At 35.1% G+C, this 21982-nt stretch carries 23 protein-coding genes and 2 pseudogenes; all 25 read right to left on the bottom strand.

Going from position 1 to position 21982, the window contains the following annotated elements:
• Positions 1-777, bottom strand: a complete 777-nt coding sequence (locus C2I06_RS03655) for an undecaprenyl pyrophosphate synthase (RefSeq protein WP_123257463.1) — start codon at positions 775-777, stop codon at positions 1-3.
• Between the two features lie 442 nt (positions 778-1219).
• Positions 1220-1777, bottom strand: a complete 558-nt coding sequence (frr, locus tag C2I06_RS03650) for a ribosome recycling factor (protein ID WP_047940028.1) — start codon at positions 1775-1777, stop codon at positions 1220-1222.
• Positions 1770-2552: a UMP kinase gene (pyrH, locus tag C2I06_RS03645; protein WP_235850224.1), complete on the bottom strand. Its 783-nt coding sequence runs from the start codon at positions 2550-2552 to the stop codon at positions 1770-1772. The genes frr and pyrH overlap by 8 nt, the downstream gene beginning before the upstream one ends.
• A gap of 34 nt (positions 2553-2586) precedes the next feature.
• Complete coding sequence (tsf, locus tag C2I06_RS03640; protein ID WP_095329210.1) at positions 2587-3471, bottom strand: translation elongation factor Ts; 885 nt, start codon at positions 3469-3471, stop codon at positions 2587-2589.
• Positions 3472-3669: 198 nt separating this feature from the next.
• Positions 3670-4371, bottom strand: coding sequence for a 30S ribosomal protein S2 (rpsB, locus tag C2I06_RS03635; RefSeq protein ID WP_016201151.1), 702 nt, complete (start codon positions 4369-4371; stop codon positions 3670-3672).
• A gap of 151 nt (positions 4372-4522) precedes the next feature.
• Positions 4523-5083, bottom strand: coding sequence for a hypothetical protein (locus tag C2I06_RS03630; protein ID WP_095329209.1), 561 nt, complete (start codon positions 5081-5083; stop codon positions 4523-4525).
• Positions 5084-5092: 9 nt separating this feature from the next.
• Positions 5093-5404 (bottom strand): hypothetical protein, encoded by a 312-nt coding sequence (locus C2I06_RS03625; protein ID WP_095329208.1) that lies wholly within the window; start codon positions 5402-5404, stop codon positions 5093-5095.
• A gap of 19 nt (positions 5405-5423) precedes the next feature.
• Positions 5424-6188, bottom strand: a complete 765-nt coding sequence (locus C2I06_RS03620) for a FliA/WhiG family RNA polymerase sigma factor (protein WP_095329207.1) — start codon at positions 6186-6188, stop codon at positions 5424-5426.
• Between the two features lie 510 nt (positions 6189-6698).
• Positions 6699-7196, bottom strand: a complete 498-nt coding sequence (locus C2I06_RS03615) for a chemotaxis protein CheD (RefSeq protein WP_123259102.1) — start codon at positions 7194-7196, stop codon at positions 6699-6701.
• On the bottom strand, positions 7189-7830 hold the full coding sequence (locus tag C2I06_RS03610; RefSeq protein WP_095329206.1) for a chemotaxis protein CheC: 642 nt from the start codon (positions 7828-7830) through the stop codon (positions 7189-7191). Before C2I06_RS03610 ends, C2I06_RS03615 begins: the two co-directional genes overlap by 8 nt.
• Positions 7831-7832: 2 nt before the next feature.
• Complete coding sequence (locus C2I06_RS03605; protein WP_095329205.1) at positions 7833-8309, bottom strand: chemotaxis protein CheW; 477 nt, start codon at positions 8307-8309, stop codon at positions 7833-7835.
• Positions 8310-8471: 162 nt separating this feature from the next.
• Positions 8472-10526, bottom strand: a complete 2055-nt coding sequence (locus C2I06_RS03600; protein ID WP_123257462.1) for a chemotaxis protein CheA — start codon at positions 10524-10526, stop codon at positions 8472-8474.
• Positions 10527-10546: 20 nt separating this feature from the next.
• Positions 10547-11656 (bottom strand): protein-glutamate methylesterase/protein-glutamine glutaminase, encoded by a 1110-nt coding sequence (locus C2I06_RS03595; RefSeq protein ID WP_095329203.1) that lies wholly within the window; start codon positions 11654-11656, stop codon positions 10547-10549.
• Positions 11657-11667: 11 nt separating this feature from the next.
• Positions 11668-12543, bottom strand: coding sequence for a MinD/ParA family protein (locus tag C2I06_RS03590; protein WP_123257461.1), 876 nt, complete (start codon positions 12541-12543; stop codon positions 11668-11670).
• Entirely contained in the window at positions 12540-13505 is a 966-nt protein-coding gene (locus C2I06_RS03585; protein WP_338134269.1) for a flagellar biosynthesis protein FlhF, read from the bottom strand. The genes C2I06_RS03590 and C2I06_RS03585 overlap by 4 nt, the downstream gene beginning before the upstream one ends.
• Positions 13487-13717: a hypothetical protein gene (locus C2I06_RS25915; RefSeq protein ID WP_338134268.1), complete on the bottom strand. Its 231-nt coding sequence runs from the start codon at positions 13715-13717 to the stop codon at positions 13487-13489. The genes C2I06_RS03585 and C2I06_RS25915 overlap by 19 nt, the downstream gene beginning before the upstream one ends.
• Positions 13714-15750, bottom strand: coding sequence for a flagellar biosynthesis protein FlhA (flhA, locus tag C2I06_RS03580; protein ID WP_095329200.1), 2037 nt, complete (start codon positions 15748-15750; stop codon positions 13714-13716). The genes C2I06_RS25915 and flhA overlap by 4 nt, the downstream gene beginning before the upstream one ends.
• Before the next feature lie 70 nt (positions 15751-15820).
• Positions 15821-16900, bottom strand: a complete 1080-nt coding sequence (flhB, locus tag C2I06_RS03575; RefSeq protein WP_095329199.1) for a flagellar biosynthesis protein FlhB — start codon at positions 16898-16900, stop codon at positions 15821-15823.
• Positions 16900-17678, bottom strand: a pseudogene (gene fliR, locus C2I06_RS03570) (flagellar biosynthetic protein FliR). Before fliR ends, flhB begins: the two are co-directional and overlap by 1 nt.
• 7 nt (positions 17679-17685) lie before the next feature.
• Positions 17686-17955 (bottom strand): flagellar biosynthesis protein FliQ, encoded by a 270-nt coding sequence (fliQ, locus tag C2I06_RS03565; protein WP_016201137.1) that lies wholly within the window; start codon positions 17953-17955, stop codon positions 17686-17688.
• 12 nt (positions 17956-17967) lie between these two features.
• Positions 17968-18632, bottom strand: a pseudogene (gene fliP / locus C2I06_RS03560) (flagellar type III secretion system pore protein FliP).
• Complete coding sequence (locus C2I06_RS03555) at positions 18625-19362, bottom strand: flagellar biosynthetic protein FliO (protein WP_249928272.1); 738 nt, start codon at positions 19360-19362, stop codon at positions 18625-18627. The pseudogene fliP and the gene C2I06_RS03555 overlap by 8 nt, the downstream one beginning before the upstream one ends.
• 24 nt (positions 19363-19386) lie before the next feature.
• Positions 19387-19749, bottom strand: coding sequence for a response regulator (locus C2I06_RS03550; protein WP_016201134.1), 363 nt, complete (start codon positions 19747-19749; stop codon positions 19387-19389).
• A 21-nt stretch (positions 19750-19770) separates the two neighbouring features.
• Positions 19771-20982: a flagellar motor switch phosphatase FliY gene (gene fliY, locus C2I06_RS03545; RefSeq protein ID WP_123257460.1), complete on the bottom strand. Its 1212-nt coding sequence runs from the start codon at positions 20980-20982 to the stop codon at positions 19771-19773.
• Entirely contained in the window at positions 20972-21970 is a 999-nt protein-coding gene (gene fliM / locus C2I06_RS03540; RefSeq protein ID WP_095329195.1) for a flagellar motor switch protein FliM, read from the bottom strand. Before fliM ends, fliY begins: the two co-directional genes overlap by 11 nt.
• Between the last annotated feature and the right edge of the window lie 12 nt (positions 21971-21982).

The raw sequence follows: 21982 nt of genomic DNA, 5'->3' as shown, positions 1-21982 counted from the left end.
TCAGACTCCGCCAAAACGGCGTTGTCTGTTTTGAAATTCTTCTATTGCTTCGAATAAATGTAGTTCATTAAAATCTGGCCATAGTACATTTGTAAAGTACAGTTCAGAATAAGCTATTTGCCAAAGCATAAAGTTGCTTATTCTTACTTCCCCACTTGTACGAATTAATAAATCTGGCTCGATTATATCTTCTGTCATCAAATAAGAGGAAAATACTTCTTCTGTTAAGTTATCTATTTCTATTTTTCCCGTTTGACTGTCTTTTACAACATTTTTAACAGCATCTATGATTTCGGCCCGAGAACCATAATTTAAGGCAAAGTTTAAATGAAGACCTGTATTATGCTTTGTTTGTTCTACTGCTCGATTTAGGGCATTCAAAGTAGATTCTGGTAATCCTTCTGTATAGCCAATGGCTGTTACGCGAACATTTTTTTCAATTAATTCAGGCAAAAATGTACTAAGAAATTGTTCTGGAAGGGACAGAATGTAATCAACTTCCGATTTTGGCCTTTTCCAATTTTCTGTGGAAAACGCATATAAAGTTAACACTTTGATTCCAAGATCATTTGCAATAGCTGTAATTCGCTTTACACATTTCATTCCTTCATGATGGCCTGCAATTCTAGGCAACGTTCTCTTTTTCGCCCATCTTCCATTTCCATCCATGATAATTGCAACATGCTCTGGAATTTGTCGCATTTTAAGTGCTGATATTCGGTCTTGGAAAGTAGAAGAAACAGTTTTCTTCTTCCATAACCTTATTTTGTTAAACATAAAATAGCTCCTCCAAAATAGATCCCTTTTGTAACTCTCTATTCACAGTGATTATGTATATGGTAAATACTATTATCTATATCTGTTTATATTATCTACTAATTAGGATAATCATCATGATAACGATATTGCATAAACTACTAATGGTAAGGATCCACTTTTCTATTAAATTCTTTTCCATGAACCTATCCAACAAAAAGATAATCAAATAAGTTCCCTTTCTATATTATAGGAAAATAGTCAACCTAAGCAACTATCAATTAAAAAACTCATTGGTTTTCACTATTTTATGTACAAAGAAATAATATTTCGAGCAATATTTCAATCCTTATTTTTGCTAACATGAAGAAAAAAACCCCCTATAAAGTAGAGGGTTTAACTCAAGAATAGTAAACATCCTATTCAATTGAAATGTAGAAATATCCACTAAAATACGTTTAGATTATACTTCTAAAATTTCTTTTTCTTTTTCTTTTGTTAAAGCATCGACTTTATTGATGTACTCATCTGTTAATTTTTGAATGTCATCATTGTAGCCGCGAAGATCATCTTCTGTGATTTCTCCATTTTTCTCTAACTTTTTCAAATCATCATTGCCGTCACGGCGAATATTTCGAATAGCAATTTTTGCTTCTTCTGATTCTTTTTTCACATTCTTCACTAATTCCTTACGACGCTCTTCTGTTAACATTGGAATAGAAAGACGGATAACACTACCATCATTAGAAGGATTTAAACCTATATCAGATTTAAGAATAGCTTTTTCAATATCTCCAAGAACGGTTTTATCGTACGGCTGAATAACAAGTAATCTAGCCTCTGGTACACTGATACCTGCAAGTTGGTTAACCGGTGTTGGAGCACCATAATAATCAACTGTAATACGGTCTAATAAGGAAGCATTTGCTCTTCCAGCACGAATACTTGCAAGCTCGCGCGAGTAGCTTTGAATTGCTTTATCCATTCTGTCCTTTGTATTAGCGATAACTTGTTTAGGCATTATTTTTCCCCCTCACTATTGTTCCAATTGTTTCTCCCATTACAGCTCTCTTAATATTGCCATTTTCCGTAATAGAGAATACAATTAACGGAATATCATTGTCCATACATAATGATGAAGCGGTTGAATCCATTACAGCAAGACCATCTTTAATCACATCAAAATAAGTAAGTTCCTCGTATTTCGTAGCAGTTTTATCCACTTTCGGATCTGCAGAATATACGCCATCCACATTATTCTTCGCCATTAGTATAACGTCTGCTTCTATTTCAGCAGCTCGTAAGGCAGCTGTTGTATCTGTTGAGAAATAAGGGTTTCCTGTTCCCGCTGCAAAAATCACAACACGTTTTTTCTCAAGATGTCGAATTGCACGTCTTCTAATATATGGCTCAGCTACCTGTCTCATTTCGATAGAAGATTGAACACGTGTTTCAATGCCCATTTGCTCTAAACTATCTTGAAGGGCTAATGAATTCATTACTGTAGCGAGCATTCCCATGTAATCAGCGTTTGCACGGTCCATTCCCATTTCTTCCCCAATTTTACCACGCCAAATATTTCCACCGCCGACTACTACAGCTGCTTCCACACCAAGATCAGCAACTTCCTTTACTTGCTGTGCTACGTTTTTAATGATACTTGGATTTATACCAAATCCAGCCTCACCAGCTAATGCTTCGCCACTTAATTTCAGAACAACACGTTTATATTTTGGATTACTACTCATGGAAACCTCCGCTTTATTTGTAATATCTTGAAAAATAGGGAACACCATGGTGCCCCCTATGAAAACATTAATCGCTCATTTATTATTTCTTGTTTACTTGGTTCATAACTTCTTCAGCAAAGTTATCTTCACGTTTTTCGATTCCTTCTCCTACTTCGTAACGAACGAATTCACGTAAAGTTGCACCCTTAGATTCTACGAATTGGCGAACCTTTTGATCTGGGTTTTTAACAAATGATTGATCAAGTGCACATACATCTTCAAAATATTTACCTAAGCGGCCTTCAACCATTTTTTCAACAATGTTAGCTGGTTTTCCTTCGTTAAGTGCTTGTTGTGTTAATACTTCTCTCTCATGTGCCACTTCTTCTTGAGAAACTTGGTCACGAGAAATATATTTAGGGTTTAATGCAGCAATGTGCATTGCAACATCTTTAGCAGCTGATTCATCAGTAGTTCCTTCTAATACAGTTAGAACACCAATGCGTCCACCCATATGAAGGTATGCACCGAAAGCATCATTATCCGTTTTTGTTTTGATTTCAAAACGACGTAAAGATAATTTTTCGCCAATTTTAGCGATTGCAGCATTGATGTGTGCTTCAACAGTAGTTCCTTCTGTAATATTAGAAGTATGTGCTTCTTCAACACTTGCAGGTTTAGTAGCTAAGAGATGGGAAGCAAGTTCTTTAACCAAAGTTTGGAAACCTTCGTTTTTCGCAACGAAATCTGTTTCAGAGTTAACTTCAAGAATTACTGCTTCATTACCTTCTACCGCGATGAAAGTTGAACCTTCAGCTGCTACACGATCTGCTTTCTTTGCAGCACTTGAAATCCCTTTTTCACGTAAGAAGTCAATCGCTTTATCTAAATCACCATTTGTTTCAGTAAGTGCTTTTTTACAATCCATCATTCCAGCACCAGTTTTTTCACGTAGTTCTTTTACCATTTGAGCTGTAACAGCCATAGTAATTTGCCTCCTTAAGGTTTATGTATTATTTTTTTATCCAATTTATCTCCCTTTTAAGCAGGACGCTTGAAAAAAAGGTGATAAGAGGGATGCTCTTTATCACCTTTTCCACAAGTCCCTAACAATTACTTATTATCCATTTTAGTTTATCAATTGATCCAAAACTATTTTGTATAACAAGTCATTCGGTTCTAATTAAGCAGTTGTTACTTCTTCGCCTTGTTTAGCTTCAAGAATAGCATCTGCCATTTTCGCAGTTAATAATTTAACAGCACGGATTGCATCATCATTCGCAGGAATAACAACGTCAATTTCGTCTGGATCACAGTTAGTATCAACAATACCAACGATTGGAATATTTAATTTATGAGCTTCTGCTACTGCAATACGTTCTTTACGTGGATCTACGATGAATAGGCAGTCAGGAATTTTTTTCATATCTTTAATTCCGCCTAGGAATTTTTCTAAACGCTCAAGCTCTTTGTTTAATTGAACTACTTCTTTTTTAGGAAGTACGTCGAATGTACCGTCTTCAGCCATTCTTTCAATATCTTTCAAACGAGCAATACGTTTTTGAATTGTTTCAAAGTTAGTTAAAGTTCCACCTAACCAGCGTTGGTTAACATAATATTGACCAGAACGGATAGCTTCCTCTTTAACTGAATCTTGTGCTTGCTTTTTAGTACCAACGAAAAGAACTGTACCGCCGTTTCCAGCTAATTCTTTCACATAGTTATAAGCTTCTTCAACCTTTTTAACTGTTTTTTGAAGGTCGATGATGTAGATGCCGTTACGCTCTGTGAAAATATATTTTTTCATTTTTGGGTTCCAACGGCGAGTTTGGTGACCGAAATGTACACCAGCTTCAAGTAATTGTTTCATTGAAATAACTGACATGTTTTTTTCCTCCTAATGGTTTTGATTTCCTCCGCTTTTATCATTTTTAATCAAAACTGTAAAGTTTACAGCACCAATGATTAAATCCAAAAGCGTGTGTATTAACACCATTTGTTAATATAGCATATGTACTGTGCACAATCAAGTACATTTACGAATTTTGTCTAAATTTAAGCAATAGTTCCATCTCTGTCTTGCCTTTATTTAATGCTTTTGCTATATCCTCGATGCTTTTCCCTTCCGCCTGCATCTCTTTTGCTACTTCTACTATTGACTTTTCTTTCTGCTTTTTTTCTGGTGGCAAGATTAAATTTAATAGTTCGTTGACATCTTCCTTCTCCAACCGATCCTCTGTTAAACTATTTTCTTGTATAGAATCCGTCACATTTTTATAAGCATTCAGCATCGCTTTATTGCCTTTTATCTCTCTCGGCTTATATTCCAAACTTTCAGCTTTACCCTTATTGTCTTCTACTTTCTTACCTAGTAGATCCTCATTAGGATCAAAGCTAGTAAGTCTATTTAAAAACTGTTCATTTTCTACTTTTATTTCTGTAATAAAAGTAGAAATCACTTCTTCCATTTCTTCTAAATTCTTTCTCTGATCCTTTTCAAGATTTACAAAGCGATTTTGTCTGACATACAAAATAACGATGCAAAGTATAGCAATTAAATTTAAAGTAATACTTAAAAAAAGTAAAAAATTAACCATTTCATCCCTCTATCCACTAAAGTCGATACTTTTTCCTTTATAAGGATGTATCGTTTGTATTCTCTCTAAATCGTCTAATTCCTTTTCATCTTTCCTCATCTCTGTTTCGAAAAACTGCTTATCCCTTTTTTTCTTGGAAGTAACTTTACCGTTCCCTTCCCCCTTAATAACCGTTGTTCGCTTTCTTTCTTCCTCCTTACCGGTTTCTTGAGCAGCGAAGGTGTACATTTGCTGATGTTTTTGATCCTGTTGTTCTTGAAGCTTCCCTGCATCATAAGTTCGTGGTAATGCAACTTGCATTTCTAATGCTTTTAAACTCATGTGCACTCATCCTTTTTCGTTATATTACTTTTTCTAATGAATGTCTTAATTTAAATATAGCTTTGGAGTGAATTTGAGATATGCGAGAAGTAGATAAATTCATTACTTGTCCAATTTCCGTTAATGTTAATTCTTCCTTATAAAACAAACTAATTACAAGCTGCTCCTTTTCATTAAGCTCTTTAATTTTTGCGGCCATCTCTTGGACTAGTTCATCCTTTACGACTTTTTCCTCTGGAATAACCGTTTTATCATCACGAATCGAGAAACTCTGTGCTTCTTTCTCTTCTCCTTCATTCATCTGCTCATCAATAGATAATATATTTGCAAAAAAATGTTCATTCATTGTTGCATATACTTCGTCAACACTAGTCTCTAACTCATCAGCAATTTCTTGAACAGTAATATTTCTCATTAATTTCTGTTCGAGTTTTTCAATAGCCGCCTCAATTTTTTTTGACTTTTCTCTCGTGCCTCTAGATAACCAGTCTTCTTTACGAAGCCCATCAATAATACTGCCTCTAATTCGAAAGGAGGCATATGTATCAAACTTTAAGTCCCTATTTGGATCAAAGCGTTGTAAGGCATCATATAGGCCCATCATTCCAAGACTTGTTAGTTCATCTCGTGAAACACTTTTTGGTAACCCTATCGAAATTCTTTGAACATGAAAACTCACTAAAGGCATATATTTTTTAATTAATTGATTACCTGCTTCCTGATCTCTCGTACTAGTCCACATTTCCCACGCTTGCTTCTCTTCTGTTGTTGATTCCTTTGCCATTAAATTATTTCCCTCCTCTATAAACAATGAACCCCATACACGCATATAACTAGTTCTATCTATATAAGTAACAACTTGAAAAGGATATAAGTATATTTCTTCCCTATCTATATCCCCTAAATCCAGCAAAAAAATCAATATTTTTGTATTCATTACCATATAAGGAGCTTGTCTGCATATTTTATTTTTAGCATTTATATTCCTATCCATTCAGTTTAAAAATAGATTTGATAGGAAAGGAAGATATACCTATCCATTTATTTATGTATATATTTCACTATTGATTTTAGCAGAAGATGTGAATTATTAGCTATTCTTTCTAATACCTCATTTAAAATTAGGTAATAAGAACTACCAACTGTAATTATCCGTTCTTTTTTAGTGAAATTCCCAAGAAAAACAAATAAAAAGACTATCTCTTAATAAAAGAATACATTCCAAAGTCCCAACCATGGATTCTTTAAATTAGAGGTAGTCTTATTTCACTGCTTTTAAAAGTATTGCTATACACTATATAATATGAATCCCTTTATTCACCGTTCGAATTGTTAATTCATGGGTAGCAGGACAGAACTCAATTGTTCTACCACTATTTCCACCCACATCTTCACTTACCAATTTAATCCTTAAAGATTGTAGTGTATTTTTAACCGCTTCAACATTTCGAGGTCCTATTCTCATAACATCGCTTGTCCCAGTAAACTGAAACATTTGAGCTCCTCCGGCAATTTTTGCTAACAACGTACTTCTCTTTATTCCTAATCCTTCTAAACGCTCTACTAGTTCTACAATGGCTGTATCTGCGAATTTAGCTTTATTAAGAGTTCCGGATTTAGATATGGATGCTTCTGGAAGCATAATATGTGCTAAACCAGCAATTGGTTTTAGGGAGCTATATAATACAATACCCACACATGAACCAAGTCCAGAAGTCCGAATTGTATTAGGAGACTCTACCACATTCATATCAGCAATCCCAACTTTTATTACTGTAATTTGGTCAGTCACCATCCTTCACTCCCAATGATTGAAATAAAGCGGCAAAAGAATCAGGATCAGGCAGCAAAAAGAAATGGCCATTTACAGTGTCGGCTAATGTGATTTCTTCTCCATTTAACTCCGTATTGATGACAATCGCATAATCACTTACTTGAGAATGTTCAACTAATCCATATGTAACAATTGCACCAACCATATCAATTGCGAGTGCTGGCACGGATGGATACAAAGATAACTTCGTAAAATCAGATAAAGAGGACAAATAAGAACCGGATAATATATTGCCTAGTTCTTGTAATGCAGACATAGATAACTCATCATATGGCGGTTTAGCTAAGTTAACAGACGGGTCACCAATCATATCTTGAACCAATTTAGTAGCTTGCTCTAAAGGAAGTATAAAAAACATACTTCCTGGAACATCTCCTTCAATTCGTAAAAACACCCCAGCAACAATATTATCAGCACCGCCTGCCATTTCCATCATCTCATCAAATGTCACAATTTGAACATCCGGAACCTTCATATCAATCTTTTTATTCAGAAGCTTAGATAAAGAAGTTGCAGCATGTCCTGCTCCAATATTACCAATTTCTCTTAGTACATCAAGCTTTAAGGAATTTATATCATTAATATACCCCATACTTACTCATCACTTTTAGTATTAGCATAATTTCTTAATATATTTCGATCAAACACTTTTTCTAAATCAACAAGAATTAATAAACGTTTATCAAGCTTTACTACACCTTTTATATAATCGACTTCATCGCCATTGATTGTCTCTGGAGCAGGCTCATAAAGAGAAGTATCGACATCTACGACATCATTAGCAGAATCAACAATTATACCTACTTCCATATCTTCCAACATAATAATGATAATTCTTGTGCTATCCGTGTATGGAATTTCTTCCAAATTAAAACGAAGTCGCAAATCAATAATGGGAGTTACTACTCCCCTTAAATTAATCACGCCTTTAACAAAAGGAGCGATATTTGGAATTCTAGTAATATGCATGTTTTTCTCTATCGACATTACTTCATTGACAGAAATAGCATATTCTTTTCCCTTCAATTCAAATATTATTAATTTCTCTTCTGTTGAAACTGCATCGCTCATTTCCTTTTCATCCCTCTCACATAACCTATCTGCAATTTATAAAGCGCAAGATCATTATTCCCCCATTTATAAACAAATTCTGACAAGTAGTAATTCTGCTTAATGAGTTTATTCCAAGGTAAAGCCACTTGCGCTAACATCTATTAATCCTTGTACAGGTTATTACTTAATTAAAGCATTACAATCCATAATTAAAGCTACTTGTCCGTCTCCTAAGATAGTTGCGCCAGAAATAGCATACGCACTAGAAAGGTAAGTACCTAGTGATTTTAAAACCACTTCTTGCTGACCGATAAATCCATCTACAACTAGACCAGCTAATTTATCTCCTTTTCTTACGATAACGACAGAATAATAGTCACTCTCGATTCCTGCTGATGGCACATCAAAAATATCCTTTAAGAATAATAATGGCACCACTTTGCCACGGAAATCGATAACTGTTTGATCATGGGCATGCATTAAATCATTCTTATTGACAATAGCTGTCTCAATAATAGATGACAATGGGATAGCATACTTTTCTGCTTGAATTTCAACTAGCATAACAGAAATAATCGATAAGGTTAATGGTAATTGGATAGAAAATAACGATCCTTTTCCTTCCTCTGATTCGATTGTAATCGAACCACCTAGTGATTCAATTGTATTTTTCACTACATCCAGCCCTACTCCACGTCCTGAAATATCAGAAATTTGATCAGCAGTAGAAAAACCAGAAGCAAAAATAAGTTCAGCGATTTGATTATTCGTTAATGTTTTAGCTACTTCTTTTGAAATAATTCCTTTATTAATTGCTTTAGAAAGGACTTTTTCTTTATTAATTCCTGCTCCATCATCTTCCAACTCAATAAAAACATGGTTTCCGCTATGATATGCACGAAGAACAACTGTTCCTTCTTCGCTTTTATTATTCGCTCGTCTCACTTCTGGTGTTTCGACTCCATGGTCAAGAGCATTTCGAATTAAATGAACTAATGGATCACCAATCTCATCTATAACGGTGCGATCAAGCTCTGTTTCTGCACCAACAATTTGTAAATCAATCTTCTTATTTAAATCACGCGCAAGCTGCCTAACCATTCTTGGGAAACGATTAAATACAGTCTCAACAGGAACCATGCGCATATTTAGGATAATATTCTGAAGATCACCAGTAACTCTTGACATTCTTTCTACCGTTTCATGAAGCTCTTGATCTTTAAGGGTGGAAGAAATTTGTTCCAATCTTCCTCTGTCGATAACAAGTTCCTCAAATAGATTCATTAGAATATCTAAACGCTCAATATTAACGCGAATGGTTTTATTAGATACTTTAGTTCCTGTTTGTTTCTCAGTCTGTTTAGTCTCAGCCGGAGTGCTATTTTCTGTAACAGATGTATTATCCGTTTTTGCTTGTACTGCTTCTACAACCGGAGTTTCTACTATCGTTTGCTGCTTAGCAGACTGACTATTTGCAAAGAATTCCCTTACAGCTACCTTTTCTACCTCTGAAACTTTCATAACAGACGCTTCAATTTTATCTGCTGCCTCTTTTGATATAAGGGTTACCATAAAATCATAGTCGAATTTTTCTTCTTCAAGCTCTTCCACTGGAGGAATAGACTTAACAACCTCTCCTAATGATTCTAGAGCTTCAAATATCATATAAACTCTTGCAGCTTTTAATAAGCAGTCACTTTTTAATGTAATATTGATTTCATAAGTAAAAAAGCCTTGATCGGATGATTGCTGTAATACAGTTGTTTCAAATTCATCATATTGATTTTGCTTTGCAGGAGCATCCTCTATGGCAGTTACTGCAACCTCTGCTTCTGCTGTATTTTGGTTTAAAGGAAGTCCTTTTTCAATTTGTATAAGCTTTTCAACTACTGCTTCTACATTTCTTTTTCCATCTCCACCACTAGCGATTGACTCTACCATTGCATCAAGATCATCGACAGCTAAGAAAATGACATCCAATATTTCTGGAGAAAAAATAATTTTCTTATTCCTTATAGCATCGAGTACATTTTCCATTTGATGGGTTAGACTTGCCAAATCTTCATACCCCATTGTTGCAGACATACCTTTTAAAGTATGAGCTGCACGGAAAATTTCATTTACTATTTGTAAATTTTCAGGATCCTTTTCTAACTCTAATAAATGTTCGTTACATGCTTGTAAATGTTCTTTACTCTCTTCAATAAAAACTTCTAAATACTGACTCATTTCCACTTGCTTCACATCCCTTGACGTTATACATATTTCATAATAGTTTCAGCAATATGATCTACCTTTTGAATTTCATCAATATAATTCGTGGCAATAGCTGTTTTAGGCATTCCGTAAACAATACATGTCTCCTGTGACTCAGCAATAGCTTTTACGTTACCTTTTTTTGCTAATTTTATTAAACCATCTGTGCCATCTGATCCCATCCCAGTCATAATAACTGCTATTTTTGCATAGGCTTTCAAATCGCTGACAGATTCAAACATAATATCAACAGATGGCCTATGACCATTTATAGGGGCAGTTTGATCCAGATCAATTGCTGTATGGACACCAACTGTTTTTACCTTTAAATGCTGACCTCCTGGGGCAATATAGGCAACTCCATTACGGATGATCTCCCCATGCTCCGCTTCCTTTACCGTAATAGCGGATAACGTGTTTAGACGATTTGCAAGGGATCTGGTAAATCCTGCTGGCATATGTTGAACGATTAAAATAGGTGCTTCAATATCACTTGGTAAATTAGTTAGGACTTTCTGCAATGCCCTTGGGCCACCAGTTGAGGTTCCAATTATGACAATCTTTTTCATGGAGTTCATCCAATTACTGATGGATTCTATCTTTTGGACTATTCTTTTATTCTCTTCTCTTGGTTCCATTTTACTATAAGAAGATTGTGAAGTAATAGTCTTTTTTCCTTCATTTGAAAGATTTAATAATGTTTTTGGTTTTACTTTACTAGCTAAAATAACTTTTTCTACCAATTCCTGCTTAACTTTATATAAATCTAGTGAAATAGACCCAGAAGGCTTTGTGATAAAGTCAATTGCCCCTGCTTGCATTGCCTGAATCGTACTTTCTGCTCCAACCTTTGTTATGCTTGATAGCATAAGAACTCGTACAGGATGCTCTAACATAATTCTCTTTAAAGCACTTAAACCGTCTAAGACTGGCATTTCGACATCAAGCGTTACAACATCAGGAGCTAATTGCTTAATTTTCTTTATTCCGTCTTCACCATTTCTGGCTGTACCAATAACGGTTATTCTCGAGTCTTCGGAGAGAAAATCTGTAATTAGCTTACGCATAAATGCAGAATCATCAATAACAAGAACCTTTATTTTCTCCACTTTAAACTCAACTACCTTTCAAACAAAAACCTTTTTAATTTAGACACGAAATTATGTCTATTAGCTGGATAGGGTTCTGTAAACTGTTGTTTACCATATCTATCGGCAATTTCGCGCAAAGCTTTAGCCGCTTCTGATTTTTCATTAAAAAAAACAAAAGGAATTTGTTTTCGTACAGCTTGTGCTACATTTGTGTCATCTGGTATATAGCCAAGATTAATAAGATCCCGCTGCAAAAATTTTTTTACAACTTGCTGAAGTTTTTGTAACGTTTCTGCCCCATCTTTTTTCTCCATTGTTCGATTAACGACAAGGTATAACGGAAGTACTGCATTTTTTGTATGAATAAATTTCATTGCAGCATATGCATCTGTTATAGAAGTAGGTTCAGGTGTTGTGATGACGATACAATCATCAACAGATAGAATAAACTTTAAAGAATCCGTACTAATTCCAGCTCCCATATCAAATAAAATATAGTCATAGTGATTTAATATCCTTTGAAAATGCTGAAAAAAGCTCTCTAGTTTTTCTTCTTCCATATCGACAAAATCACTTAGTCCAGAACCACCTGCAATATAGTCTAATCCATCAAATCCTTTAGAAATAATATACTCAAAATTAATATCATTTCTAAAAAAGTCAACGATCGTAAAGCGAGACTGTGTCCCCATTAGAATATCAATATTCCCCATTCCAATATCCATATCAATCAGTAAAGTACGATATCCTCTTTTTTGAAGAGTGAGCGCAAAGTTAAGCGAAAAATTCGACTTTCCCACACCGCCCTTTCCACTGATAATCGACAATGTTTTGTGATTGGAGTCCCTTTTGTTTGCATTTAATTGTTCAATTTTTTTTCGTAAGATAGAAGCTTGATCGTTCATTCTTCAACTACCTCAAATAGCTTATTTACTAACTCCTCTGGGGTTGCTGGAACTATATCATCAGGAACATTCTGACCTGTTGTAATATAAGCAGCACCTTTTTTACAAGCAACAATTAAATTAATCATTGCCCCGTACGAAGATGTTTCATCTAATTTTGTGAACACGAAAGCATCAATCTTGATTGCGGAAAATTGTTGATAAATCTCTTCTAAGTCATCTTGCTTTGCTGTCATAGATAAAACAAGTAACGTTTCCATTTCTCTTTTATAATCGACCACTTGCATTAAATCTTCTACATATTTTTTATTTCTGAAATTTCTTCCTGCTGTATCAATTAAAATAACATCGCATTCTTCCAGTTTTTTCGTAGCATGCTCAAAATCTTCCAGAGAATAACAAACCTCTAAGGGTACATCTAAAATATTCGCATATGTTTTAAGTTGTTCGATTGCCCCAATCCTATATGTATCTGTTGTAATAAATCCTACTGATTTTTGCTGTCTTAAAATGATATTGGCAGCAATTTTGGCTAAAGTTGTTGTTTTTCCCACCCCTGTTGGCCCAATGACATTAATATATTTTTTGGCTAAAGAGATTTCCCCAAATGAATAAGGGGAAATCTCCGCTAATAGAAATTGCCGTGCCCACTCAGAAACCTGAGACTCTAAAACGTCTTCGCCTGCTGCGTACCATTTAGCTACTAATTCTTTCACTAATCCTGTCTTAATGTCTTCATCTATCCCTTGTTTATCTAATTGATTTACTATGTTAGTTATAGGAGAAGGAATAGAAAATGTCATACTTTTATTCGCTTTTACATTTTGATTAATTTCATTTAAATGCTTTACTATCTCTGGATAATCAGATATTCTCTTTCCCTCTTTTAAACTTATATTATTAGTTGAATTATCTGCATCAGCCCTAAAAGCCGGTTCTTTAATTAAAACAGGACTGCGCATTTCTCGCTTTTTTGTTTGCTTAGAAATTGTTGTCTCTGAAATGCTCGGATCAATGGCTGCGAGTACTTCGATATTTCTTTTTTAAATAAGCCTAAGAAGCCGCCTGTATAAATTACTTTTGAATGAAGAATGACAGCATCATTCCCTAATTCCGCTCGAATCTTTTTCATTGCTTCTGGCATATCCCGTGCTACGTATTTTTGGATTTTCATTCGATATTCACAACTCCCACACTTTGAACTTCTACATTTGCTTCTAATTCATTGTACGATAATACTGGAACTTGTGGAAAATAACGTTCTGTCAATTGTCTTACATACATACGAACAGCTGGCGAACATAAAAGAATTGGCATCTGTTCCATTACAGATAATTGTTCAATTTGCCCAGCAATACTCTCTAAAATTGATTGGGAAATATTTGGATCTAATGCTAAGAAGTTTCCATGCTCTGTTTGCTGAATATTATCCGCTATTAGTTTTTCCACTTTTCCTGACAAAGTTACCACTTTTAAAGAGTCATTTTGATTCGTGTATTGGGTAGTTATTTGACGGGCTAAAGATTGTCTAACATATTCAACTAATAAATCTGTATCAGCTGTCATTTTTCCAAAATCAGCTAATGTTTCGAAAATGACTGGTAAATTACGAATAGAAACATTTTCCCTTAAAAGTTTTGCTAAAACCTTTTGAATTTCTCCAATCGACAACGGACTTGGTGTTACTTCTTCGATTAAAATCGGATAGCTTTCTTTTACATGATCCACTAATTGTTTCGTTTCTTGTCTTCCTAATAACTCATGGGCATTTGCCTTAATTACCTCTGTAATATGGGTAGAAACAACGGAGGGTGGATCAACCACGGTATAACCAAAGATTTCGGCTTGTTCCTTCGTACTTTCTGTTATCCATTTAGCCGGCAGGCCAAAAGATGGTTCAATCGTATCAATTCCCTCAATGGAATCATCGTCCATCCCAGGACTCATCGCTAAGTAATGATCCAGAAGCAGTTCCCCGCTTGCTCTCTCATTTCCCTTTATCTTTAATCGGTATTCATTTGGCTGTAATTGAATATTATCGCGAATCCGAACAACAGGAATGACAAGACCTAACTCTATCGCTAGCTGTCTTCTGATCATGACCACCCTATCTAATAGATCCCCTCCTTGATTGGCATCGGCTAAAGGAATAAGACCATAACCAAACTCAAATTCAATTGGATCCACACTTAGTAAACTAACTACACTTTCAGGACTTTTTAGCTCATCTGTTTGGATATCTTCCTCAAGCTCCTGCATTTGTTCTAAATTTTGCTTTGGCTTTCTTGATAAATAATAAGCTCCAAATATTAGAAGTCCCGCAATAGGAATTGTTAAAAAATCATCAATTGGCGTAAAAAGACCTAATAAAAAGATTGTTCCTCCTGCTACATAAAGCATTTTTGGGTATGACAATAACTGCGAAGTGATATCGGAGCCAAGGTTCCCTTCTGAAGCAGCTCTTGTTACAACAATCCCTGTTGCTGTTGAAATTAGTAATGCAGGTATTTGACTGACAATCCCGTCCCCAACGGATAATAAGGAAAAATGCTGGGCAGCATCTCCTGCTGCCATACCAAGCTGAGTCATCCCAATGACGATTCCAAAAATCAAGTTAATAAAAACAATTATGATTCCAGCAATGGCATCTCCTTTGACAAATTTACTTGCCCCATCCATCGAACCATAGAAATCAGCTTCTCTACCAACTTTTTCACGCCGTTGTCTTGCCTCTTGCTCGGAAATAATCCCCGCATTTAAATCAGCATCAATACTCATTTGCTTACCTGGCATTGCATCTAATGTAAAACGTGCAGCAACCTCTGATACACGCTCAGACCCTTTGGTGATAACAATAAATTGAATGATGACAAGAATTAGAAAGACTACTAACCCAACAACAATATTGCCGCCAATTACGAATGTTCCAAAGGTATGTACTACCCCACCTGCATCCCCTTTTGATAAAATAGCTCTAGTGGTGGATACATTGAGACCAAGGCGAAATAGGGTCGTTAACAACAAAAGTGAAGGGAAAATAGAAAACTCTAAAGCCTCACTCATATTCATAGTTAATAATAAGATAAGTAATGCCAACGTAATATTAAGCAAAATTAACACACTTAATAACCATGTTGGAAATGGGATAATCAACATTGCAATAATGAGGATTACCCCAATCACTACGATTAAGTCTCTCCTTGCCATTTCTTCCGCTCCTTAAAAAAACACGTTTATGTCTATATTATTTACAATAAATTCTTTACTAAAAATGCTATTATTTATCTCTAGTTTGATAGACGAAAGCCAGAATCTCTGCAACAGCCTTATAAAATTCTTCCGGAACTAAATCACCTATTTCTACTTGGCTGTACATTGCCCTTGCCAATGGTCGATTCTCTACCATAACAACATTATTTTCTTTTGCCACTAATTTTATTTTTTGGGCAACAAAATCGACCCCTTTTGCCACAACATAAGGTGCGTCATACTTATCTTCATCATATTTCAGACAGATCGCATAATGAGTTGGATTCGTAATGACAACATCAGCGGTAGGCACATCCTGCATCATTCTGTGCATTGCCATTTCTCTCTGCTTCTGCTTAATTTTGGACTTTATTAAGGGGTCACCTTCCATGTTTTTATATTCGTCTTTAATATCTTGTTTTGACATTCGAATATTCTTTTCATAATCATATCGCTGATACATATAATCCATGAGTGCTATCACTAACAGCGCAATCGAAGCATAAAGCCCCATCTGTACGGTTAACTTAGCAATTGTAACAGCAATAGAACCAATAGATTTATGAGAGAGGATTAGGATTTCGTTCATTTTTCCCCATAAAACAGAAAATACAACAATACCAATCACTGTAATTTTCAACAATGACTTCAACAATTCTACAATCGAACGTAGTGAAAACAATCTCTTAAATCCCGAAATTGGATTTATTTTTTCTAATTTAAATTTAATTGCTTCCGGAGAAAATAAAACACCGACCTGCATATAATTGGCAATTAGTCCCCCAGCAAGAGCAGCAATTAAAATAGGACTTAATAAAAGTGCCACTTCCTTAAGAATATCTAAAAACAAACCTTGTATCGAATTGATTGAAAGATTAATGCCCATAAAATCACTAAAGGTAAAGGTGAAAAGAGACAGTAATCCATCTAAAAGGTATTCCCCTGTGAAACTTAAAACACCAAAAACAACTAAAAGAACAAGCGCTGTATTAACATCCTGACTTTTTGCCACTTGTCCTTTTTTTCTCGTGTCTTGCCTTTTCTTTGGAGTGGCCTTTTCCGTTTTTTCGCCTGCAAAAAACTGAAGATCTAATGATAGAAGCTTCATTAACCAACCCCCCCTATAATGTTCATCATTCCTCTCATCGTTGTAACAATGGAAGAGAACAAATGGGTTACAGAGGTCATTAGTACACCCATAACTATAAAAAGAATAATTAGTCCTGCAATAATTTTGATAGGAACACCCACAACAAAAATATTTAATTGAGGGACAGTTCTTGCTACAATCCCTAATCCAACATCCACTAAGAAGATGCTTCCCACAACAGGAATAGACATCTGAAAAGCAATCATAAACATTAAACTAAATGTTTTAATAAGAAACTCCGCTAACTCGCCATTTCCAAATTTAATCCAAGGCTGTTCAAGCGGAATAAATTGATAGCTATAATAAATACCGTCTAATAGCAAATGATGACCATTAGATGCCAATAAAAAAAACATAGCGATAATGGTTAAATATTGACCAGTCAGCGGACTTTGCGATCCTGTTTGAGGATCTATCACGTTTGCAATTGCAAACCCCATTTGAAAATCAATAAATCCTCCCGCAATTTGAATAGCAGAAAATAACATATATGCGACAAATCCAATGGAAAGCCCCACTAAAGCCTCTTTGAGAATAAGAAAATAGTAACCTGTATCAATGGTTAATATAGGTACATCCATCCCCCAAAACATAACTAGCGATAAAAAAATCCTAAACCCACTTTAAAAGTCGTAGGGATCGTCCGATAAGAGAATAAAGGTAGCATTAAAAAAAACGAAGTAACTCGAACAAGGATTAATAAAAATGCTGGAAAATTTGATAAAAGTTCATCCATCATCCTTCTATCCAATAAACCTTGTTAGATTTGAAAATATATCTTTCGTATAAGAAAGCATATGACTCAGCATCCATGATCCAAAAAAAACAAGTCCAACAAGAACAGCTACAATTTTTGGGACAAACGCCAAAGTCTGCTCTTGGATTTGTGTCGTTGCTTGAAAAATACTGATGATTAGTCCAACTGCCAACGCAATAATTAACAGTGGACCGCTGATAATTAATACTGTAAGTACGCCTTTCTCTGCTATGGAAATAACCATTTCCTGTGACATTCTTTCACCTTCTTAAAAACTTTCTAACAGTGATTTTACAACTAAATACCAACCATCCACCATAATGAATAATAATATCTTAAATGGTAAGGAAATCATTACTGGCGGTAGCATCATCATCCCCATTGACATTAAAATACTGGCAACAACCATATCAATAACTAAAAACGGAATAAAGATCATAAATCCGATTTGAAAAGCTGTTTTTAATTCACTAATTGCAAAAGCGGGTACCAACGTAGTTAATGGAATATCCTCAATAGATTCTGGTGCTTCTGCTTTTGAATAATTTAAAAATAATGCTAAATCCTTCTGCCTCGTATGTTTGCTCATAAATTCCTTAAGTGGCAAAGAGGCATTATCATAGGCTTCCTCTAATGTTATTTCTTCATTAAACAATGGTGTTAAAGCCTTATCGTTTACTTCCTGAAAAGTAGGGGCCATAATAAAGAATGTTAAAAACAATGCTAGCCCTACAATGACTTGGTTAGGGGCATTTGTTGGGTTGCAAGCGCCGTTCTGACAAAGGAAAGAACAATCACTATTCTTGTAAAGCTAGTTAGTAATATGATGATACTAGGTGCTAAAGAAAGGACGGTTAATAATAATAACAATTGGACAGAAGTAGAAACATTACCTGGGTCATTGTTATTAAAAAACTGCATAAACTCATTCATTTTTTTCTGACGATCCTTTCTTTTTCTTCTCTAGTACGTTCAACTTTTCCTTACGTTCACTTGATATTCTTTCTAATTCTTTTGATAAACGAATAGAAAAAGATTCTTTTGTCTTCGGAGCAGAATGACTAGAAGATATTACATTCTTCACCTTTGTCACAATATCGCTTGGTTGTACTAGTTGATCTAATTTCCGATTATATTCTGCTAATATTTCTTTATATTCTTGTTCATCCTCAATCTCTTTGATTAATTGAATACTATCTCCCACACCTACTATTAATAACCGCTTCCCTACTTTTATTAATTGAATGGAGCGATTTGCACCTAACGCTGTACCACCAATATTTTCTATAATTTGCGAATTTTTATAACCATGATTTCTTTTGTTTATAAAACGCAAGATAAAATATATTAAGAAAACAACAAATATTGTTGCAAAAATCATTTTCACGAAATCCCAAATAGTAACCCCGATGGAACGTGATTCATCTGAATTTGTTTCTTCTAAAAGTAAATCAGATTGCTCCTTAGTCTGATTGTCATTTTTAGAATTCTGCTCTGTTGTCATCTCTTTCTTTGTATCGTCTTGTGCTTTATTCTTTTCTGATTCGTTCTGTAAGATATCATATACACTTTTATCAATTTGTTCTGCGTAGGCTTGATTACCAAAGCCTAGCAGAACAATGATGAGCAGTGAACAACGAATTAATAAATTTACTTTATTCACATTCGGCACCCTCTAATATAATTTTTAGCCTAATGTTTTACTGATAGCTTCCAATACACGGTCTGCCTGGAATGGCTTAACAATAAAATCTTTTGCACCAGCCTGGATTGCATCAATAACCATTGCTTGTTGTCCCATTGCTGAACACATAATAACTTTCGCATTTGGATTAATATTTTTAATTTCTTTTAAGGCAGTAATTCCATCCATTTCTGGCATGGTAATATCCATTGTTACTAAGTCTGGTTGTGTTTCCTTATATTTTTCGATTGCTTGCATACCATCTGCAGCTTCTCCTACGATTTCATACCCATTCTTCGATAATATATCCTTAATCATCATTCGCATAAAAGCGGCGTCATCAACGATTAATATTTTCTGTGCCATACTCCTCAAAACCCCCAAAAATTATTTTAAATTTTTTAATCGATCCTTTTGACTAACAATATCAGTTACACGCACACCGAAATTCTCATCAATTACCACTACTTCTCCTTGTGCAACCAATCGGTTATTTACAAGAATATCAACAGGTTCCCCTGCTAACTTGTCTAATTCAATAATAGAGCCTGAAGACAACTCTAGAATTTCCTTAACTGATCGCTTTGTTCTGCCAAGCTCAACCGTTACTTGTAATGGTATATCTAGTAACATATCCAAATTCTTTGTTTCTGTAACGGTTGAAGTCGGTGTATCAAAACTAGAAAATCCTGCAGGCTGCACATTTGGTGGTGGACCTTGTGTATGATTTCCTGAACCAAAGTATTGCTGCTGCGTCACATTTGCTGGCTGAGAATTAGTATTAACAGGATTATTTGCCATTGGATTTGAAGCTGTTTGATAATTAGCCGTTGCTTGTGACTCTTGCATTGGTTCTTTTGGCTCATATACTGAATTATAATCCACTTCGGGAATATTGGAAACTTCTTCTTCTCTATTATTTGGATTTATTAATCCTTCCACTAACTTTTTCGCAAAAGAAAGCTGTAATACTTGCATGATCTTCGAATCAATTAAATCCCCAATCTTAATTCGAAAAGAAATTTTTGCTAAGACGTCTTCATCCGGAATCGACTCCGTTCCTTCTCCATCATGAATGTTTAAAATATCGATACTTGGTGGAGAAATATCTACTTTTTTGCTAAAAATGGTAGACATGGATGTTGCAGCAGATCCCATCATTTGGTTCATCGCTTCTTGCACTGCGCTTAGCTGGATTTCTCCTAACATTTCAGGATTTGTATTCAATCCATCTCCCCCAAGCATCAAATCAGCAATAACAGCTGCATCTGCTTGTTCAATAACAAGTAAATTCATACCCGAAAATCCTTCTGTGTAATTAACTCTTATTGCGACATAAGGTTGGGGAAACTCATCTGCCAGCATATTCTTGCATATTACGCTTACGGTAGGTGTCGTAATATCTACTTTCTGATTTAATAACGTAGACAGAGCTGTCGCTGAGCTACCAAAGGATATATTTCCGATTTCTCCTAACGTATCTTTCTCTATATCTGATAAATACTTTTCTACATCCATTTCTGAACTATCATTTGTATCACTATCTCCCCTTAAGAGAGCATCTATTTCATCTTGTGAAAGCATATCCTTACTCACCATCTTCCTTCCCCTCCTCTAAAGTTCCTAATACTTGAACAGCCATTTTTTTATTTAATTTACCAGGTTGTCCAATAAATTTAGGGATATCTCCAACTTTAATGATTAAGGGCTGTTGTATCGTTTGATTCATTTCAATAACATCTCCAATGTCCAACATTAAAAAATCCTGGATGGAAATATCAGAAGTTCCAAGTTCAGCGACAACCGGCACAATCGATTGCTGAATATTTTCTTCTAAACGAGCAGTAAATTCAGGTAATCTCTCCTTTTTCTCTGCCTGCATCCAATAATGCCCGGATAGCTTCGGAATAATCGGCTCTAGCACCACATGCGGAATACAAATATTTATCATTCCACTTGTTTCCCCAATTGTAGTACTTAAGGAAATTACTACAACCGTTTCATTAGGAGAAACCATTTGTAAAAACTGTGGATTTACTTCGAATTCAGCAAGACTTGGTTCAATATCCACTAAATCTTCCATTGCCTCTCTAAAATGATCAAAGGCACTTTCGAATGTATTTGACATAATTTTCGTTTCAATTTCTGTCAAATTTTCCACTTTATTTAGACTGCTGCCTCTACCGCCCATCATTCGGTCCATCATAGCATAGGCAATATTAGGATTTACTTCCATCAAGATTCTGCCTTCTAGTGGCGGAACATCGAATACATTTAAAATAGTCATTTTCGGAATCGAACGAATGAACTCTTCGTATGGGATTTGATCTGCTGATGTAACAGATATTTGCACATATGTCCTTAATTGTGCAGAGAAAAAAGTTGTTAATAATCTAGCATAATTCTCATGAATTCTTGTTAAGCTTCGAATTTGATCCTTCGAAAACCGTAATGCTCTTTTAAAATCATATACCTTGACCTTTTTTTCCAGTTGTTCTTTTTTCAGCTCATCTGCATCCATTTCACCAGATGATAAAGCAGATAGCAGGGCATCTATTTCATTTTGGGATAAAATATCAGCTGACAAAATTACTCACCT

It is taken from the genome of Niallia circulans, assembly GCF_003726095.1.
Classification (GTDB): domain Bacteria; phylum Bacillota; class Bacilli; order Bacillales; family Cytobacillaceae; genus Niallia; species Niallia circulans_A.
This window is presented reverse-complemented; position numbering and strand designations above follow the sequence as displayed.

Bases quoted from the DNA above. Each gene is read 5' to 3' on its own strand.
- C2I06_RS03655 (WP_123257463.1), bottom strand. From the start codon at position 777: ATGTTTAACAAAATAAGGTTATGGAAGAAGAAAACTGTTTCTTCTACT.
- frr (WP_047940028.1), bottom strand. From the start codon at position 1,777: ATGCCTAAACAAGTTATCGCTAATACAAAGGACAGAATGGATAAAGCA.
- pyrH (WP_235850224.1), bottom strand. From the start codon at position 2,552: ATGGTGTTCCCTATTTTTCAAGATATTACAAATAAAGCGGAGGTTTCC.
- tsf (WP_095329210.1), bottom strand. From the start codon at position 3,471: ATGGCTGTTACAGCTCAAATGGTAAAAGAACTACGTGAAAAAACTGGT.
- rpsB (WP_016201151.1), bottom strand. From the start codon at position 4,371: ATGTCAGTTATTTCAATGAAACAATTACTTGAAGCTGGTGTACATTTC.
- C2I06_RS03630 (WP_095329209.1), bottom strand. From the start codon at position 5,083: ATGGTTAATTTTTTACTTTTTTTAAGTATTACTTTAAATTTAATTGCT.
- C2I06_RS03625 (WP_095329208.1), bottom strand. From the start codon at position 5,404: ATGAGTTTAAAAGCATTAGAAATGCAAGTTGCATTACCACGAACTTAT.
- C2I06_RS03620 (WP_095329207.1), bottom strand. From the start codon at position 6,188: ATGGCAAAGGAATCAACAACAGAAGAGAAGCAAGCGTGGGAAATGTGG.
- C2I06_RS03610 (WP_095329206.1), bottom strand. From the start codon at position 7,830: ATGGGGTATATTAATGATATAAATTCCTTAAAGCTTGATGTACTAAGA.
- C2I06_RS03605 (WP_095329205.1), bottom strand. From the start codon at position 8,309: ATGAGCGATGCAGTTTCAACAGAAGAGAAATTAATAATATTTGAATTG.
- C2I06_RS03590 (WP_123257461.1), bottom strand. From the start codon at position 12,543: ATGAACGATCAAGCTTCTATCTTACGAAAAAAAATTGAACAATTAAAT.
- C2I06_RS03585 (WP_338134269.1), bottom strand. From the start codon at position 13,505: ATGCGCAGTCCTGTTTTAATTAAAGAACCGGCTTTTAGGGCTGATGCA.
- C2I06_RS25915 (WP_338134268.1), bottom strand. From the start codon at position 13,717: ATGAAAATCCAAAAATACGTAGCACGGGATATGCCAGAAGCAATGAAA.
- flhA (WP_095329200.1), bottom strand. From the start codon at position 15,750: ATGGCAAGGAGAGACTTAATCGTAGTGATTGGGGTAATCCTCATTATT.
- flhB (WP_095329199.1), bottom strand. From the start codon at position 16,900: ATGAAGCTTCTATCATTAGATCTTCAGTTTTTTGCAGGCGAAAAAACG.
- fliQ (WP_016201137.1), bottom strand. From the start codon at position 17,955: ATGTCACAGGAAATGGTTATTTCCATAGCAGAGAAAGGCGTACTTACA.
- C2I06_RS03550 (WP_016201134.1), bottom strand. From the start codon at position 19,749: ATGGCACAGAAAATATTAATCGTTGATGACGCCGCTTTTATGCGAATG.
- fliY (WP_123257460.1), bottom strand. From the start codon at position 20,982: ATGGTGAGTAAGGATATGCTTTCACAAGATGAAATAGATGCTCTCTTA.